The organism is Sphingobacterium sp. xlx-130 (genome assembly GCF_011007405.1).
GTDB lineage: Bacteria > Bacteroidota > Bacteroidia > Sphingobacteriales > Sphingobacteriaceae > Sphingobacterium > Sphingobacterium luzhongxinii.
This window is the reverse complement of sequence record NZ_WFKN01000008.1, coordinates 281850-298678: the sequence shown is the minus strand read 5'-3', so window position 1 is coordinate 298678 and position 16829 is coordinate 281850. Positions and strand designations below refer to the sequence as shown.

Genomic DNA, 16829 nt, shown 5'->3' with positions numbered 1-16829 from the left:
ATGGATGAGATCTTATCTATATAACTTTTTTATATCGTTCTACTTCCAAAGCTTTGAACACTTTTGCCATCTTGTCGATAGCTTCGTCAATCTGATCAAAGGTGTGTGTTGCCATTAATGAAAAACGAATCAACGATTCTTCTGCAGGTACTGCCGGTGCTACGACAGGGTTTACAAACACACCATTATCCTGTAACATCTTGGTTACAATATAAGTCTTATCGTTGTTGCGGACAAAAATAGGTAAGATTGGACTTTCCGTATCTCCCAAATCAAATCCGTTTTCAATCAACAATCTCTTTGCATAATGTGTATTAGCCCATAGCTTTTCAATATGCTCTGGTTCAGTCTGTATAATCTCTAAAGCCTTTAGCGTGGAAGCTACTGAAGCAGGAGTCATACTTGCACTGAACATTAACGATCTTGCTCTATGCTTCAGATATTCAATGGTCTCTTTATCTGCAGCCACAAAGCCTCCTAAAGATGCTAATGACTTACTGAATGTACCCATGATTAAATCCACTTGATCAGTCAGTCCAAAATGACTACCTGTACCGGCACCTTTTTCTCCGATCACACCTAGACTATGCGCATCATCACATAATATAGCCGCATCAAACTCTTCGGCTACTTTTACGAGTTCAGGCAGTTTTACAATATCACCCTCCATACTGAAAATACCATCGGTTGCAATTAATTTAAAACTATCTTCCGGTAGTCTTGAAATTTTTGCACGGAGGTCGTCCATATCATTATGGGCATATTTGATCACCTTAGAAAAAGAAAGTCTACTTCCATCTATAATAGAAGCATGATCTCTTTCATCAAGAAGAATATAGTCGTTGCGTCCCGTAAGACACGATAAGGGGCCTAAATTAGATTGAAAGCCAGTACTAAACAAGATAGAAGCCTCTTTACCGACATATTCAGCTAGCTTCTCTTCCAGTTCCACGTGAATATCCAACGTGCCGTTTAAAAATCTGGATCCAGCACAACCTGTTCCGTATTTTTCTAAAGCATCTTGCGAAGCTTCGATAATACGAGAATCAGTAGTTAATCCTAAATAAGAGTTTGATCCAAACATCAATACACGTTTTCCATCGATAATGACTTCCGTGTCTTGCTTTGATTGAATAGGCCTAAAGTAAGCATACAAATCGTTCGCTTTTATTGGCTCTAATTCCTTTTTTAGAAAACTTGATGTTCTTTCACTTAACTTTCCCTTGCTCATGCTATAGGTATTTCTATTTAACGCGATTACTATTTAACTTTTTGACCAAACCTAAATAATCGTCAAAAGTAAGAATTCTACATTAAGGCAAACAATTTTTATCAACAAATGACGTTAATCTAACATTGCCCTAGTATGTTTTTCTCCTAATATACTTTATTTCTAATCTAGTTGCAAAACGTGCAAACTTACAAAACTTTGCAGTATAAACCACTACCAAAAAGCAGATAAATATCATAAAGTTAAATTATTGTTAATAAACAAACAATAGGTTTTGGCATTATTGGCCCTATCAACCTTCAAATTTACTACATTTGTACTTTAGTTAAGTATAGTTATGGCATTATCCTCTCAAATCAACATAAAAAACAAAAAGGCATCATTTGAATATCACCTCATTGACAGGTATATAGCCGGAATTCAGCTCCTAGGAACGGAAATAAAATCCATCCGGGAAGGCAAAGCAAATATCAACGATAGTTTCTGTGCTTTTTTCGACGACGGTCTTTATATCCGTAACATGCATATTGCAGAATACTCGTTTGGGTCTTTTTACAATCATGAGTCAAAACGTGACAGAAAACTTCTACTCAGCAAAAAAGAACTAAAAAAGCTTAAAGATAAAGGAGAAGAAAAAGGATTCACCATCGTTCCTTTGCGTATTTTTATAAGTGAAAGAGGCTTTGCCAAGGTGGAGATTGCCTTAGCACAAGGAAAGAAAGATTTCGACAAGCGTGAAACCATAAAAGAGCGGGAAAGCAAACGTGAACTCGACCGGGTAATGAAATATTAGAGCTGATTAGCTTAGGATAAACGCTCCTGGCGTGAGCCCTTCCCTATTCTTAAAAAGTCTGACAAAGTAATTTACATCATTAAAGCCTGCTCCAAAACAGGCTTCCTTCACACTTTTTGTTATTAGCAACAACTCTTTAGCTTTGTTTATACGCTGTCGGATAATATACTCCATTGGACTGACTCCTAGTTCTTGTTTAAACATTCTGGTGAGACTGGATTTACTCATATTAGAAACTTTTTCGAGCGTATCGAGCGACAGCTTTTCCGAGACATGTTTCCGGATAAATTCTTTTAGATAACCAAGCTCTGTAGTCGTAGCCTTACCCAACTCTACGGCCAGCAAAGACTGCGTCTGCAGTAATTTTATAACCAGCTCCTTAAATGTTAAGTCAGCGAGTGCATTTTTTAATGGGTCCACACTGGTCATGATGTGGAATAACTTGTTCAATAGCTGCGCTAGTTCTGGCGTATTATAAAGATGATATTGCTCATTGTCCAATTGCCAGCTCCCTGCGATGCTGACCTTTGGATAAAACTCATTGAGATAATCCATGACATTCTGGATCCGATCTCTACTTATCGTCAAGGCCGTACACTGCGTAGGTGTTCCATATGTAGCTTCTGGAAAATCGATATTCATTCCCACAGAGGCCGGCAACACAATCATCTGTCCTGGTAAATAGTCAAAAGAATGCATATCATTAATATGCATTACCTTCTTCCCTTGTATCATATTGATCATGACAACATCATCAAAACGCAGTGGAACCCGTTCCGACGGCTTATAGGTCTCGTAGACATGGAGTTCTAAACTATCAATTGTAAATGCCCGTCTATTTTCAACAAGTGTAGATATTTCGCTCTCTTTGGAAAACGGCAGAAGTTGCACCATCGTATTATTTGCCATATCAAAAAATTTACAACTGGTAATCAACCAAATATAGTAAAAAAAAAAAAAAAACGTTACCTACACCGCTGACTGGATAATGCTACAGTATGACCCAATAGTACTACATTATAGAAAAATGGTTGGCTAAATTTGATAAAACAGATTTGTAACACTAAAAGGTTAATAATATGAATACTATTAAGAGACCAGCGTTTAAAGAACGTTATGACAATTACATCGGTGGTAAATTCGTAGCCCCGACACAAGGAAAATATTTTGACAATGTATCTCCGGTAGATGGTAAAGTGTTTACTCAAGTGGCACATTCCACCAAAGAAGACATAGAGCTCGCTGTAGATGCTGCGGTTCATGCTTTCGAATCATGGGGCAAAACTTCTGCTACAGAACGTAGTATTATCCTCAATAAAATAGCGGATCGCATAGAAGCAAACCTAGAGTATATAGCGGCTGTTGAAACTATTGACAACGGAAAAGCCGTTCGCGAAACCCTGAATGCAGATATTCCGTTAGCGATTGACCATTTCAGATATTTTGCCGGTGTAATCCGTGCAGAAGAAGGGTCACTAACAGAACTCGATGCAAACACAGTTTCTCTTATCGTACACGAACCTATCGGTGTCGTCGCTCAGATTATCCCGTGGAACTTCCCTATCCTGATGGCGGTATGGAAATTAGCCCCTGCTCTTGCAGCTGGAAATACCGTTGTATTGAAGCCAGCAGAAAGCACTCCCACCTCGATAATGGTGTTAATGGAGTTGATTGGAGATTTAATACCTGCAGGGGTTATTAATATAGTCAATGGATTTGGCTCCGAATTAGGGAGAGCACTCGTTACAAATCCTAAAGTATCCAAAGCTGCGTTTACAGGTTCTACCGCAACAGGACGTATGGTTATGCAATACGCTACGGAAAATATTATCCCAGTGACACTGGAGCTAGGGGGAAAATCGCCCAATATATTCTTTAGCTCTGTCATGGATGAAGAAGATGCTTTCTTAGACAAAGCCATTGAGGGCGCCGTACTATTCGCGCTCAATCAAGGAGAGATCTGTACTTGCCCGTCCCGCCTTCTTATCCAAGAGGATATCTACGACCGCTTTATCGCTAAAGTAATTGACCGGGTCAATCAAATCAAAGTTGGAGACCCTCTAGACCCTACTACGATGATGGGAGCACAGGCTTCGAAAATCCAAAAAGACAAAATCATGTCTTACATCCAGTTAGGCAAAGAGGAAGGGGCCGAGGTGTTGACTGGTGGGGATCAGAATAACGTAGGCCCAGGCTTTGAAGAAGGCTATTACATCAAGCCGACCCTATTTAAAGGCCACAATAAAATGCGCATATTTCAGGAAGAAATCTTCGGTCCTGTTCTTGCCGTCACTACATTTAAAGACGAAGAAGAAGCTATTGCACTAGCCAATGACACGATCTATGGTTTAGGTGCAGGCGTATGGACACGAGATGCCCATCAGTTATATCAGGTACCTCGTGCTATTCAGGCTGGACGTGTATGGGTCAACCAATACCATTCATATCCTGCAGGAGCACCTTTCGGAGGTTATAAGCAATCAGGAATAGGCCGTGAAAACCATAAAATGATGCTTGCCCACTACAGGCAAACAAAAAACATGCTGATATCCTACAATAAGGAAAAATTGGGGTTCTTTTAATATACTATATATTGTCCCTCGTTGTATCGCGAGGGACGATATATACCTAAAACTATTACATCATGATTTCACGATTAGCTATTACTAAAAAGGCGCTGCAATTGGTAGAGAGGCTTGAACAAAAACATGGCCCACTCATGTTTTATCAAGCTGGCGGTTGCTGCGAGGGAACACAACCCCAGTGTTTTGAAAAGGGAAGCTTTTACCCTCGTATGAACGATGTATTAATCGGTCATATTAAAGATTACGAATTCTGGGTAGATCGCAATTTATTTGAATATTGGCAACATGCTCACTTCACGTTGGATGTACTTGAAGGTTTTGGCCCAGGCGGATTTTCATTAGAAAGCCCTCTGGGAAAAACCTTCAAAGTACATTATAGGCTCTTTACAGAACAAGAGCTTAAAGATTTATCACCTATAATACGTAATAGTTGATCCTTGTATTGGGATGTATTGCCAAAAGCAACTATCCTTCGGCAATATCCAAACCTTCGAGTACCGGAATTGGCTTTTTATTTTCGCCCAAAGCGACAAAAGTGAATAGTCCTTGGATTGCCAGTTCCCGGCCCTCTTCATACATATGCTCCAGGTAGATCTCCACTTTTATCTTTAGACTGGTTCGTCCAATACTATCTACGCGTGCTATAGCTTCGATAATGCTGCCTGAAGGTATGGATTTTTTAAAATCTATACGATCTGTTGATACTGTAACCAACCGTTTGCGACAAAACCGCGTTGCTGCCATAAAAGATACTTCGTCCATTATAGCCATTGCTTTACCACCGAATAAGGTATCGTGATGATTGGTCAAAAAAGGAAAAACCGTTGTACACACGCGGGTTTCGGACGCATTTATCTTTTCTTCAAGTGTCATTTTCGAATAAATTTTTACAAAGGTAGCATTTTATCAACTACCGACTTCAACTCCTATTCCCTTTAATAACAAAGAAGCATTGAATATCGTACACTTTCCTTCTTTCAATTTATAATCAAATAACATCTCTCCATGTTCTACTTGAATGTCAAAATGGTAGTTCTTGAGTACCCCGGTATATTCATCCTGTAGCGATGCCAATTGCAGATCATGTGTGGCGACCATTCCTTTACCGTCCATAGCGATCAATTTCTTAATGATAGCTCTAGACCCTAAGTACTTATCAACAGAGTTTGTACCTCTCAACATTTCATCGATCAGCACAAAGGTATCGTCGCGTTCTGCGACCAGCTCTAGAATAAATTTCATGCGATCCAGCTCGGCTTTAAATGTGGAAGTACTCTCGTTGAGATCATCCTTAATACGCATATAGGACACTATTCTATAAATAGGTAGCTCCAATCTATCTGCACATACCACCGCTCCGGTATAGGCCAGTACAGCATTAATTCCTACCGTTCGCAGAAATGTACTCTTACCAGCCATATTAGATCCTGTTACCAGGGCGATCCGATGATCTTGCGAAGTGTAATCATTTGCTACAGCTTTATCTACAGGAATCAATGGATGATTTATTTTGACTGCTACCAAAGCATCTTTGTGAATATCATCTAGTAAGATCGGCGTGGTCCATTCTGGATGATTACGCTTTAAAACAGCTAAACTGACCAGTGCCTCGAAATCAGCTACGATATCAAACGTATTCAGAATATTATCCTCGTAACTCTTTTTCCATTTAACAATAGCCAAGACCTGCCTAAAATCCCATAGAAATATGATATTCAAAATGGAGCCGATCAAAATATTATTTCGTGCATCGAGCTTGTCAACCAAAGCTCCTAGACGTCTAAAAGCTACAGATAGGTTTTCGTGATTATCTGTTTGCAGACTGGCTTGCAAGGACTTATTCATTTCAGATGCAAACTCTTCTTCCTCAATCATCCGAACCGCATCGGAATAAGCTATCAAGGTAGCACCGATCTTATCTATTCGCGAAGAGAAGTAGCTCACTTTACCCGCTAAAGCGAGCGTCCAGCCTAGGTGAGCGATCCCAACTAACAGTAGAATATTCCAAATAGGAATAATAAATAATGATACAAGTACGCCAATCAATAATAAGTACGGTGCTATCGGTACATAAAACCGAAGTACAGCTGATCCAAAATTAAGCGCTCCATCTTGTAAATACCTCGACAAAAAAGTACGGATATTCGTCTTTTGGCCTAAATTGAAAAGCAGCTTTGTTTGCAATTCCTGTATCCACTCTCCCTTATTATGCAATTCTGAACTCGCTTTCTGACGATCCAAGATCTGTTGCTTACTACCTGCAGCGATAAACCAAGAAGCCAGACGTTCAACACCATCTGCCGTTGCAGCTCGGTTGATTTTTGCGAAAAGAGACTTGGGACCAAATACATCTAAATCTGAAACATAGGGGTGTTTCCCATTGTCGTATATCTCGCCATCATTATACATATTAACCCCGCTTTCATTCAGGCTCACTTCATTCTGATTGACACGTAAGAAAGCTGCAGCTTCTGCCTTAGATTTTTCCAATCGACTTTGTCGGAGTACAAGGTAAGCAAAAGACAATATGATAACGAGAACCGCAATCAGTAGAAACCAAATGTTGTTCAGTTGAAATATTTTAAAAAGAACTCCACCTCCAATCAGGATGATTGCTAATCGCAATAAGCTATTCGTATTTATCTTCTTCTCTAAAGAAGAGAGCTCTACCTCAGCTCGTTTTATATTTTCATGATAAAGATCTTTCATATGTATACAATTTGATTTTCAATGGTCATATGGAATATCCAAAGTATTTTCATTCTTGTTTGTGCAGCATGTGCTATATGGATATTTCATATTTAATTGCTTTTACCAGGCTTTGTCCCCCACCAGAGGAACAAATCTAAAAGTATCTAATTCAATGCGTTCGAAGTCGTTTTCACCGACCCGAAGTATGGTTACCATTTTCTGAGTTTTCTCGTCTCCAACCGGTATCACCAAAAGGCCGCCTAACTTAAGTTGCTGCAACATCACTTCCGGCACAAATGGAGCTCCTGCCGTAACAATGATTTTATCATACGGCGCATGTTGCGGGATGCCTTTGGAACCGTCACCGAGGAAAAAACTAGGCTTATATCCCATATAAGGAAGAACCTGAATCGTTCTGTTGTACAAACTTTCCTGACGTTCTATCGTAAACACAACTGCGCCAAGCTCCAACAGGATACAAGTCTGATACCCCGACCCTGTGCCTATTTCTAATATTTTATCCCCCTTTTTGACGTGGAGTAGCTCGGATTGATAAGCCACAGTATAAGGTTGGGAGATTGTCTGCCCATCCCCTATCGGAAAAGCGATATCTTTGTAGGCTTGGTTCCAGAAAGTCTCGTCAAAGAAAAAATGTCTAGGCACCTTTCCAATGGCCTCCAGCACCTTTTTATCTTGAATCCCTCTACTTTCAAGATGCTTTACGAGTTTATTTCTCGCCCCCTTTTCCCTGTAATTATCTACGAACTTATATGCCATTATTCTTCAAAAATACCCTAATTAACGGATATTTTAAGGAATAAATACAAAATGTTTGAGGTCAGCATCTTTGTAAAAAAACAGGCTACCGTAGGATTATTTTATTTAAGTTGCGTATCTTCCTGCTTTCAAAAACACAAAAGAATGTACAGACTCTTTCTTCTTTCGCTCTTAATCTTAGGTATCTCATGCAACTCTCAATCGGGTGACGCCAATTATAACAATGACTATAAAGCCTCCTTTGACTCTATCTTAAACAGTTATGATCTGACCGGGAGTATACTCATCTACAATCCTCAACAAAAAGATTACTATTCGAACGATTTTGAATGGGCCAACCGAGGGTTTCTACCAGCTTCTACTTTTAAGATTCCAAATGCTATCATTGCTTTAGAGACTTCCATAATAAAAAGCGATACTTCAATACTTAGGTGGGATGGCAAACAGCGAGATTTTGACAGTTGGGAAAGAGATCTGACTTTACGTGAAGCTTTTCAGGCATCCTGCGTTCCTTGTTTTCAAGAAATAGCAAGAAAGATCGGCACCACGCAAATGAAGACATACCTCAATAAACTCCATTATAACAATATGGACGTTACAGCAGAAAATATCGATTCTTTCTGGCTCAAAGGTAACTCCCGCATATCCAGTTTTGACCAGATCAATTTTCTAGAACGATTTATCTTAAAAAAACTCCCCATTCTCAACTCCACGAGAGAGTCGATGCTAAAGATCTTTACCATTGAAGAAAATAATATCTACAAACTATCGGGCAAAACGGGCTGGTCTTACAACGAGAAAGACAATAACGGCTGGTTTGTGGGATTCCTCGAAAAAGACAACAAAATATATTACTTTGCACTAAATGCAATCCCCAAAGACCCGAACAATATGGAAAAGTTTACTGAGGGGCGAAAGCAGGCTATTTATGATACATTTAAACTTATGAAACTACTATAATAATATTATGCATAAAATCACCCTAACCCTAGTCTCTTTACTGTTATTTACTCAAATTTCATTTGGACAGCATTTAGATACGCTGAAAATATTGGCCATTGGCAATAGTTTTTCTGAAGATGCAATAGAAAACTACCTTTATGACCTCGCAAAATCCAGCAACAAAAAAATGGTAATTGGTAATCTCTATATAGGTGGAGCTTCTTTAGAATTACATGTCAATAATGCGACTGCCGACAAAGCCAGTTACAGTTATAGAAAGACCAATCTCGATGGAACCAAATCTTCCACCAAAAACACAAGTATATCGCAGGCTATAAAAGACGAGGACTGGGATTACATCAGTCTACAGCAAGCTAGTCCTACCTCGGGCAAATACGACATCATTATGAACAGTCTACCTGCCTTGGTTTCTTACGTGAACGGATTGAAAGCAGAAAAAACGAAGTTGATCTACCACCAAACCTGGGCCTATCAACACGATTCGGACCACAAGGGCTTTGCCAACTACAACAGAAGCCAACAGGCCATGTACGAAGCTATAACTAGTGCGACTAAACGTATCAAGAAATCGAAAACATTTACCTTTATTGTACCTTCAGGCACTGCTATACAAAATGCACGCACATCAACTATAGGCGACAAATATACACGCGATGGCTACCATCTACAGTTAGATTATGGAAGGTTTACTGCTGCTTGTACTTGGTATGAAATGTTGTTTGGAAAAGACGTGCGTGACACGAGTTATAAACCGGAAAAAGTAACCGCTGATCAAAGTAAAATTGCAAAAGAGGCCGCCCACAAAGCAGTGAGAAAACCATTTAAAGTGTCTAAAATAAAATTGTAATTATTTAATCCTATACAGTTCATAGAGCTCTCCACAAGGGCGAGGTGACGTTATTAAGAAGCCTTTGACCTCTTAAGAATTCGCTAATACGGATCTACATCAATCTGTATACGTACGCCTGCATTCAGCTTGTCCAATTCAAAAGAAAGGATTGCTGTGCGTACCAACTCCTTCACCTTCGCGATACTGACATTACCTCGTTCGATTTTTAAAGTGATCGTCTGTATATAGTTATTACGGACTCTAGCTACCAGGGGAGGCTCCGGCCCTAACACTCTATTTCCGAGTGAGAATCGCAACAAGCTCGCTAACTTCTGTGCTGAGTCAAGCGTTTGCTGTTGGTCCGGATGTTTTACATCCAATCGGATAAGTCTATAAAAAGGGGGATAATAAAAATTCTTACGCTCGGTCACCTCCTTCATAAACATCCCCTCATAATCATGTTGCACCACTTGTTCGATGACACGATGATTTGGCGTATAGGTCTGAATCACCACTTTACCTATTGCATCTCTCCGTCCTGCTCGGCCTGCTACCTGCGAAAACAACGAAAAAGATCGTTCATATGCTCTAAAATCCGGAAAGTTAATAATCGTATCTGCATTGATAATACCAATAAGGCTCACCCGACCAAAATCCAATCCTTTTGCGACCATCTGCGTACCGATCAACACATCATATTCATGTTCGTCAAATGCGGTGATAATCTTATCAAAACCATGCTTCCCTCGCGTCGAATCCAAATCTAAGCGCCCGATACGTAAATCCGGCATTAAGATTTCCAGCTCTTCCTCTACCCTTTCCGTCCCAAATCCTTTGCTTTCCATATGCGGCATCCCACAGGCCGGACAGACATTTATAGGGGCTTCAGAATGTCCACAATAGTGACAGTGGAGCAGGTGGGATGTCTTATGATAGGTAAGACTCACATCACAATTAACACATTTGGCCACATATCCACAGGTATTACATTGCACGAAAGGGGTATGTCCACGGCGATTTTGGAAAAGAATAACCTGTTCTTTACGTGCCACAGCCTCCTTAATCCCATTTAGTAACGTTTCACTAAAATAAGAATGCATCTTATTCTTCCGACTTTCTTCCGGAATATCGACAATTTCTATTTCTGGCAATTGTGCCTCACCGAAACGCTTTAATAACTGCACCAACCCATATTTACCGGCCTTTGCATTATAGTAACTTTCCACAGATGGGGTTGCCGATCCCAATAGTACCTTTGCTTGGTGCAAGTGTGCTAGATATATAGCCGTGTCACGTGCGTGATAGCGAGGCGCCGGATCAAACTGCTTGTAGGAATTTTCATGTTCCTCATCGACGATTATAAGGCCAAGCTCTTGAAAAGGAAGAAAAACAGAAGACCGAGCTCCAATGATAACTCTAAATTCGTTTTTCAAGACCTTATGCCATACTTCGGCCCGTTCATTATCGTTAAATTTGGAGTGATAAACACCCAATTGATTACCAAAGTGAAGACGAAGACGCTCAGTAATCTGCGCGGTAAGCGCAATTTCAGGCAAGAGGTATAATGCATTCCTACCCGTAGCGAGCACCTGCTCAATTAGCCGAATATAAATCTGTGTCTTACCAGAGGCGGTGACGCCATGTAGCAGCACCACATCTTTTTCCTGAAAGTTCGTATTAATTTCATCAAAAGCTCCCTGCTGCAGTTTGCTAAAAGCAAACTCCTTGGTCATCAAGAAATCGGTTCCTTCAAACCGACTAATCACTTTTTCATGAGCCTCAAACACCCCCTTATCAATCAACGCCGTTATTGCCCCCGCACCACAGGCGGACACCTCTATGACATCTTGCCGACTGATATCTTCTTTGGTCTTTGTCAATTGTAGGTACCCGAGCACAGCATCTTGTTGCTTTGGTGCCCTATTGAGGCTATCCAACAACAATCGCTTTCCTTCATTATCATTATAGATGGAAGCCAGGTGTAAGAAAGACTTTGTCTTCGGTTTATATCGTTCTTTAATCTCCTCTGAAATTTGAATAAATCCCTTCTCAAAAAGAGATCTCAATAGCGGAAAGACAGATTTTTGTCCCAATATCTTGGTTACATCTGCCACCCGCAGTTCACCTGCGACATCTAGAGCCTCAAGAACCAGGTAAGCTTTATCAGAAAGGGTTGTACGATCCAGTTCGGGATTTTCAGAAGCTATAATTTTTGTTTCGGAGGCCATTTTAAGCGCTGCAGGCAAAGCCGCCTGCAGCACCTCACCGAGCTGACACATATAGTAATCGGACATCCATTCCCACAAGGACAACTGCCCCTTATCCACGATTGCAGTATCATCAACCACATCCATAATGTACTTGGCTTCGTACTTTTGAGGCGCTTCTGTGGATACTGTTTTTACAATTGCAGAATACACTTTATTCTTACCAAACTGAACGATGACACGCACCCCCACCCTTATCTTTTCATTCCATTCGAAAGGGACTCTATAGGTATAGGTCTTGGCAATCGATAGCGGCAATACCACTTCGATAAAAAGTGTTTTACGTTCGGCAAATAAATCAGGATTATGCATCTAACAAACTTAGATAAATTGCCTTTTATAAGCAATGATAATTGCGTCTCATAGCATAACAATTTATCGATCTCGCCTCTATCCTAGAAAACAACGTGATAGCGGATATATAAATTACAGTTAAGCTCTGTTTTTTACAGCGGCCACAAATAGCCCCACCCAACCGACCATAAAGCAAAGTCCACCCAATGGGGTAACTGGACCTAATAAAGAGGCTCCCTCGATACCCAATAAAGAGCGAACACTCAGTAAATATAGTGATCCTGAGAACAAAAGGATACCTATCGTAAACGCGATATAGGAGACACGTATAGACTGGCTCTTAGCCCTCGAAAAAGTGGAGAGGAATAATAATGCAAAGACATGATAGAAATGATATTGATTTGCGGTCTTCCATGTATCTAAGTGATAATCACTAATTTTTCCTTCAAGACCATGTGCGCCGAATGCTCCTAAAACCACGGCTATCAAACCAAAAAAAGAAGCAGTCAAAATTATTTGCTTATTCATGTATTTTTATTCAGAAACCACTTATGTTGAATTATTGTTTATAAATGTATAAAATATCCCCTAGAAACAAAAGATCATGAAAAGTTTTTGTTACGTTATTAACGAAATAGAAGTGAAATAAGTAGGTTTGCATTATGCGAAATACGATTATCCTTTCGGTTGTTCTGTTTGTAGCTGTCGTAGCTGCCACTTTATATTATTTCCGCAACCTCGATGGCGAACATAATCGCGCCGCAAAACCGTTACGCTATCTTCCAGACAACACGCTTCTTATCACTGCTATTAGCAACAATGAAGTGTCCGATAATATCTTTAAAGATTTTGAAGTTTTTGAGGCCATGCTCGGCCATCAAGAGTTCGAGGTGATGAGCCAATTCAAGACCAAGCTACTCCGCAGCGAAGCTCTTAAAAAATTTGTTGACGATTCCGAAGTCTATATATCATTCCATCCGCAGGACAAACAGATCGAAACAATATTGACTATACCGACCTCTACGGCAATCACGCAAACAGAATTTCCGGCAATACTCAATGAATTGAACAAACAGTACAAAATTAGCACGACAGATACCTTAGATCACAAAATATACCAGTTGCAATACGGCAGTAAGGACTCTTCTCTTTATTCAATTTATTACAACAATGTTTTCTTTGCATCAAAATCTATGCACCTCTTGACCAAAATCCTGGACAAGCACAGCAAACACCTACCCGATGACCAAATCGATTTCTTCTTAAAGGGAGATTCTAGAAATACGGCCTTGAGCGTTTACTTCCCACACCAACAATACGACAGCATCGTGAATTTGTACCAACGCAAAAACACTGGCACCTTTTTGGACTTCTTCAAAAACATGCAAGGCCAGTCGGTGTGGAATATAAATTTCAAGCAAGACGCACTCATGCTTACCGGAGAAAGTGAACTGGATCAATATTCGGAAAATTATGTTTCCCTGTTTAAAAATCAAGAAAAAACTTCACAGCACCTCTATACTTATTTCCCCTCCAATACCGCTGTATATATGGAGTTCAGCATCAGCGATCGTTCTAGGTTCCAGCGAGACCTAAAAGATCTTTTTAAAAGAAGGAAGGAAAAAATTGCTAAAGAAATAGATACAACAGGTGTACAGGAGCAACTTACCACCCTATTGGGCAATGATATTGCCTTGGCAGAAACAACAGGGAGTAATTTACTAGGGTTTATTACGCTCAAGGATAAAAATACCTGGTCTACATTGGAAGGCAAGTTTTTAGAAAATCTGGAAGACTCAATTTATCGATTCAAATCTTCGGGGCTACTATATCGTCAATATGGCGATCTGTTCCAAGAATTTCCGCGTCCATATTTAACAAAAGTAAATGATGTCCTTATCCTAGCAAATAGCAGCAGGACATTGAAAGACTATCGCAACGCTTTTGAACAGCGTGATTTTTTAACAGGAACATTAGGCTTTAAAAATTTTGAAAAGCTACAGGGCAATGAAGCGAACGTCACGCTCTTTGTCCACACAAAAAATGCCAATACCAAGATCTTAAATTCGCTTAATCCACCTTTCCAGAATAATTTTAAGGACAAGGAAAACTTTGGCTTTCAGGATTTCTATTCCTGGTCGGTCCAGCTGTCTGGCAACTCTGGAAAATTCATCTCGCAGCTCTACGCTATATTTAAAAGTAAAACAGCCTTAGGTTCAACCCCTGAATGGACTTATGCTTTCGAAAACAAAGCAATAACAAAGCCGTACGTCTTTGAACAGTCTGATACGAGTCAGTTTATACTCATCCAAGAGCTTGATCACACCATGCACGCCATCAGTCCGAAGGGTCAACAACTATGGTCTACGGTATTTGCCGGTAGAGTCGTTGGGGATATTCAGCAACTGGAAGACCGCAGCCTATTACTGGTCACGGACCGCAATAGACTTTATCGTTTTGACACCAACGGGCAGACCTTAAAAGGATTTTCAATCGGCATACCAGACGAACCCATCTCGCAGCCTACTGTGGTTACACTTCAAGGCCAAAAAGTAATTGCAATCCCGACACGAAAAAAAGTCTATGCGTTTAACTTGGATGGAACACCGGTAAGTAACTGGCAAACTTTCGAAGCCGAAGGAAACCTCCTAGGCCCGATCCTCGTTACCGGCAATCAACTTGCTATAGGTACTAGTTCTGGCAAAATATATGGATTAGGTCAAAACGGACAAAAAGTACGTGACTTAACTATAAAACCCAATATACAGCTTAAGAACCCTATCGGTGTCTTAAAAGGAAATGTACAGCCCGGTGAATTTCTTGCAACAGATACTGCGGGATACCTGTACCGTATTCCCTTCGAAGGTGCGTCTACATCATTCGCTTTGGGCAATGCAGGAGGCGTAAATTTTGGCGACTTTGTGCATATAAACTCATCACCCCATGTAGCATTATTGGTTTCTATCAACAATTCGCTGCTCCGCGTGTACGAAATTGCCGATACTACCCGCGTACTATTTGAATATAACTTTACCAAGGAAATCAATGATCGTCCACAATATTTCCAAACTCCCAATAGCAGTAACTTACAAATAGGTATAGCCTCAAAAGCGACAAATTTACTTTATCTATTCAAAGAAGATGGTGCTTTACAGGATGGATTTCCTGTTGAGGGACAACCGTTATTTCATTATGGGCGGATAAATTACAATGGCGATACCTATCTGTTATGTATGCGTCGGGATCACAAGTTGTATGCTTTTAGACATCAAAAATAATTTTCTTGCCACCCGAATAATTTGTACGTTTGTAATCTTATATTTTTTATGTTACGAGGAGAAGATAATTTAGCGTTACTGACCGAGCCTAGACGTATTGTAATTACAACACATCATAAACCAGATGGAGATGCATTAGGCTCTTCATTAGCACTTTACCATTGGCTTAAAAAGCGAAATCACGATGTTTCAGTGGTCTTATCTTCTGATTTTCCAAGTTTTTTGGATTGGATGCCTGGACGGGACGATGTAATCATTTATCCTACACAGTCCGACAGGTCTAGCAAACTATTGTCCGAGGCTGAGATTGTATTCTGTCTAGATTACAGCGCTTTATCCCGCACCAATATCTTGGAGCCACTCATTGCTAGTTCCCCTGCTCAGAAATGGATGATAGATCATCATTTAGATCCAGAAGACTTTGCTTCTTTAGTTTACTGGGATTCGTCTGCTGCAGCCACGGCACAGCTCATCTATACCTTCATAGCCGATGTTATAGGAGCTAGCAAAGAAATCGATGCCGATATGGCGACATGTATGTACGCAGGTATCATGACTGATACAGGTTCGTTCCGGTTTCGCTCGACCACTGCAGCAGTACACCATATTATCGCCAACCTTATAGAAGCAGGGGCAAGGAACTGGGAGATTCATGAGCACATTTACAACAGTTCAACAGAGCGAAGGCTGAAGTTCCTGGGCTATGCTTTATTAAACTGTCTCGAGGTAATACCAGAATACAATACGGCACTTTTTGCGATAAGCAAAGAAGATCTTGCTCAATTTGATATCACCACAGGAGACACAGAGGGATTGGTTAATTACGCTTTATCCATAAAAGGCATCCGGTTGGCTGCTTTAATTATCGACAGAACCGAATTAATTAAATTATCTTTACGCTCGATTGGTGAAATACCTTGTAATGAGATCTGTAGAAAATATTTTAACGGCGGGGGCCATCTGAATGCTTCGGGAGGGAGCTCATCCGAAAGCCTAGCTGATGTTGTCAACAAATTCACATCCATATTACCGGAATATAAAGATATATTAACATAGTAAATAAGTATTAAACAATAAAATGAAACCATCACGATTTATTCCTTCTATCATCAAGAAGAATA

Annotated in this window: 14 protein-coding genes; 7 read left to right on the top strand and 7 right to left on the bottom strand. The window is 40.2% G+C overall.

The window, feature by feature from the left end:
• Positions 1-16: 16 nt before the first annotated feature.
• Positions 17-1231, bottom strand: coding sequence for a serine palmitoyltransferase (spt, locus tag G7B18_RS15155; protein WP_164111362.1), 1215 nt, complete (start codon positions 1229-1231; stop codon positions 17-19).
• Positions 1232-1568: 337 nt separating this feature from the next.
• Here spt and smpB point away from each other — a divergent pair, with 337 nt between their 5' ends.
• A complete protein-coding gene (gene smpB, locus G7B18_RS15150; protein WP_164111361.1) occupies positions 1569-2024 on the top strand; it encodes an SsrA-binding protein SmpB in 456 nt (151 codons plus the stop codon).
• A 6-nt stretch (positions 2025-2030) separates the two neighbouring features.
• Here the strand turns inward: smpB and G7B18_RS15145 are convergent, their stop codons facing one another.
• Complete coding sequence (locus G7B18_RS15145) at positions 2031-2933, bottom strand: helix-turn-helix domain-containing protein (RefSeq protein WP_240452874.1); 903 nt, start codon at positions 2931-2933, stop codon at positions 2031-2033.
• A 170-nt stretch (positions 2934-3103) separates the two neighbouring features.
• On the opposite strand from G7B18_RS15145, the gene G7B18_RS15140 reads away from it, so the two are divergent.
• Both G7B18_RS15140 and G7B18_RS15135 read left to right on the top strand, forming a co-directional pair.
• Positions 3104-4606: an aldehyde dehydrogenase family protein gene (locus tag G7B18_RS15140; protein ID WP_164111360.1), complete on the top strand. Its 1503-nt coding sequence runs from the start codon at positions 3104-3106 to the stop codon at positions 4604-4606.
• Between the two features lie 62 nt (positions 4607-4668).
• A complete protein-coding gene (locus tag G7B18_RS15135) occupies positions 4669-5043 on the top strand; it encodes a DUF779 domain-containing protein (RefSeq protein WP_164111358.1) in 375 nt (124 codons plus the stop codon).
• Positions 5044-5074: 31 nt separating this feature from the next.
• Here G7B18_RS15135 and G7B18_RS15130 read toward each other — a convergent pair whose 3' ends face one another.
• The 3 genes from G7B18_RS15130 to G7B18_RS15120 all read right to left on the bottom strand — a co-directional run bounded on the left by G7B18_RS15130 (position 5075) and on the right by G7B18_RS15120 (position 8077).
• Positions 5075-5482 (bottom strand): acyl-CoA thioesterase, encoded by a 408-nt coding sequence (locus G7B18_RS15130; protein ID WP_164111356.1) that lies wholly within the window; start codon positions 5480-5482, stop codon positions 5075-5077.
• 33 nt (positions 5483-5515) lie between these two features.
• The gene (locus tag G7B18_RS15125) at positions 5516-7318 is read right to left on the bottom strand and encodes a MutS-related protein (protein WP_164111353.1); all 1803 of its coding nucleotides are present in this window, start codon (positions 7316-7318) and stop codon (positions 5516-5518) included.
• Between the two features lie 102 nt (positions 7319-7420).
• Entirely contained in the window at positions 7421-8077 is a 657-nt protein-coding gene (locus tag G7B18_RS15120) for a protein-L-isoaspartate(D-aspartate) O-methyltransferase (protein WP_164111351.1), read from the bottom strand.
• Positions 8078-8221: 144 nt separating this feature from the next.
• Between G7B18_RS15120 and blaOXA the strand changes: the two genes are divergently transcribed.
• Both blaOXA and G7B18_RS15110 read left to right on the top strand, forming a co-directional pair.
• Positions 8222-9037: a class D beta-lactamase gene (blaOXA, locus tag G7B18_RS15115; protein WP_164111348.1), complete on the top strand. Its 816-nt coding sequence runs from the start codon at positions 8222-8224 to the stop codon at positions 9035-9037.
• Between the two features lie 7 nt (positions 9038-9044).
• Positions 9045-9887: a DUF4886 domain-containing protein gene (locus G7B18_RS15110; protein ID WP_164111346.1), complete on the top strand. Its 843-nt coding sequence runs from the start codon at positions 9045-9047 to the stop codon at positions 9885-9887.
• Between the two features lie 83 nt (positions 9888-9970).
• On the opposite strand, the gene priA is transcribed toward G7B18_RS15110, so the two are convergent.
• Together priA and G7B18_RS15100 are read right to left on the bottom strand one after the other, a co-directional pair.
• The gene (gene priA / locus G7B18_RS15105; RefSeq protein WP_164123331.1) at positions 9971-12448 is read right to left on the bottom strand and encodes a primosomal protein N'; all 2478 of its coding nucleotides are present in this window, start codon (positions 12446-12448) and stop codon (positions 9971-9973) included.
• 120 nt (positions 12449-12568) lie between these two features.
• Positions 12569-12958 (bottom strand): DUF423 domain-containing protein, encoded by a 390-nt coding sequence (locus tag G7B18_RS15100; RefSeq protein WP_164111341.1) that lies wholly within the window; start codon positions 12956-12958, stop codon positions 12569-12571.
• Positions 12959-13092: 134 nt separating this feature from the next.
• Here G7B18_RS15100 and G7B18_RS15095 point away from each other — a divergent pair, with 134 nt between their 5' ends.
• Positions 13093-15708: a PQQ-binding-like beta-propeller repeat protein gene (locus tag G7B18_RS15095; RefSeq protein WP_164123330.1), complete on the top strand. Its 2616-nt coding sequence runs from the start codon at positions 13093-13095 to the stop codon at positions 15706-15708.
• A 48-nt stretch (positions 15709-15756) separates the two neighbouring features.
• The gene (locus G7B18_RS15090) at positions 15757-16764 is read left to right on the top strand and encodes a DHH family phosphoesterase (protein ID WP_164111336.1); all 1008 of its coding nucleotides are present in this window, start codon (positions 15757-15759) and stop codon (positions 16762-16764) included.
• The last annotated feature ends 65 nt before the right edge of the window (positions 16765-16829 follow it).

Coding starts and splice junctions, on each gene's coding strand:
- G7B18_RS15095 (WP_164123330.1), top strand. CDS start 13,093: ATGCGAAATACGATTATCCTTTCGGTTGTTCTGTTTGTAGCTGTCGTA.
- G7B18_RS15100 (WP_164111341.1), bottom strand. CDS start 12,958: ATGAATAAGCAAATAATTTTGACTGCTTCTTTTTTTGGTTTGATAGCC.
- G7B18_RS15130 (WP_164111356.1), bottom strand. CDS start 5,482: ATGACACTTGAAGAAAAGATAAATGCGTCCGAAACCCGCGTGTGTACA.
- G7B18_RS15145 (WP_240452874.1), bottom strand. CDS start 2,933: ATGGCAAATAATACGATGGTGCAACTTCTGCCGTTTTCCAAAGAGAGC.
- blaOXA (WP_164111348.1), top strand. CDS start 8,222: ATGTACAGACTCTTTCTTCTTTCGCTCTTAATCTTAGGTATCTCATGC.
- G7B18_RS15110 (WP_164111346.1), top strand. CDS start 9,045: ATGCATAAAATCACCCTAACCCTAGTCTCTTTACTGTTATTTACTCAA.
- G7B18_RS15125 (WP_164111353.1), bottom strand. CDS start 7,318: ATGAAAGATCTTTATCATGAAAATATAAAACGAGCTGAGGTAGAGCTC.
- smpB (WP_164111361.1), top strand. CDS start 1,569: ATGGCATTATCCTCTCAAATCAACATAAAAAACAAAAAGGCATCATTT.
- G7B18_RS15135 (WP_164111358.1), top strand. CDS start 4,669: ATGATTTCACGATTAGCTATTACTAAAAAGGCGCTGCAATTGGTAGAG.
- spt (WP_164111362.1), bottom strand. CDS start 1,231: ATGAGCAAGGGAAAGTTAAGTGAAAGAACATCAAGTTTTCTAAAAAAG.
- G7B18_RS15120 (WP_164111351.1), bottom strand. CDS start 8,077: ATGGCATATAAGTTCGTAGATAATTACAGGGAAAAGGGGGCGAGAAAT.
- G7B18_RS15090 (WP_164111336.1), top strand. CDS start 15,757: ATGTTACGAGGAGAAGATAATTTAGCGTTACTGACCGAGCCTAGACGT.
- G7B18_RS15140 (WP_164111360.1), top strand. CDS start 3,104: ATGAATACTATTAAGAGACCAGCGTTTAAAGAACGTTATGACAATTAC.
- priA (WP_164123331.1), bottom strand. CDS start 12,448: ATGCATAATCCTGATTTATTTGCCGAACGTAAAACACTTTTTATCGAA.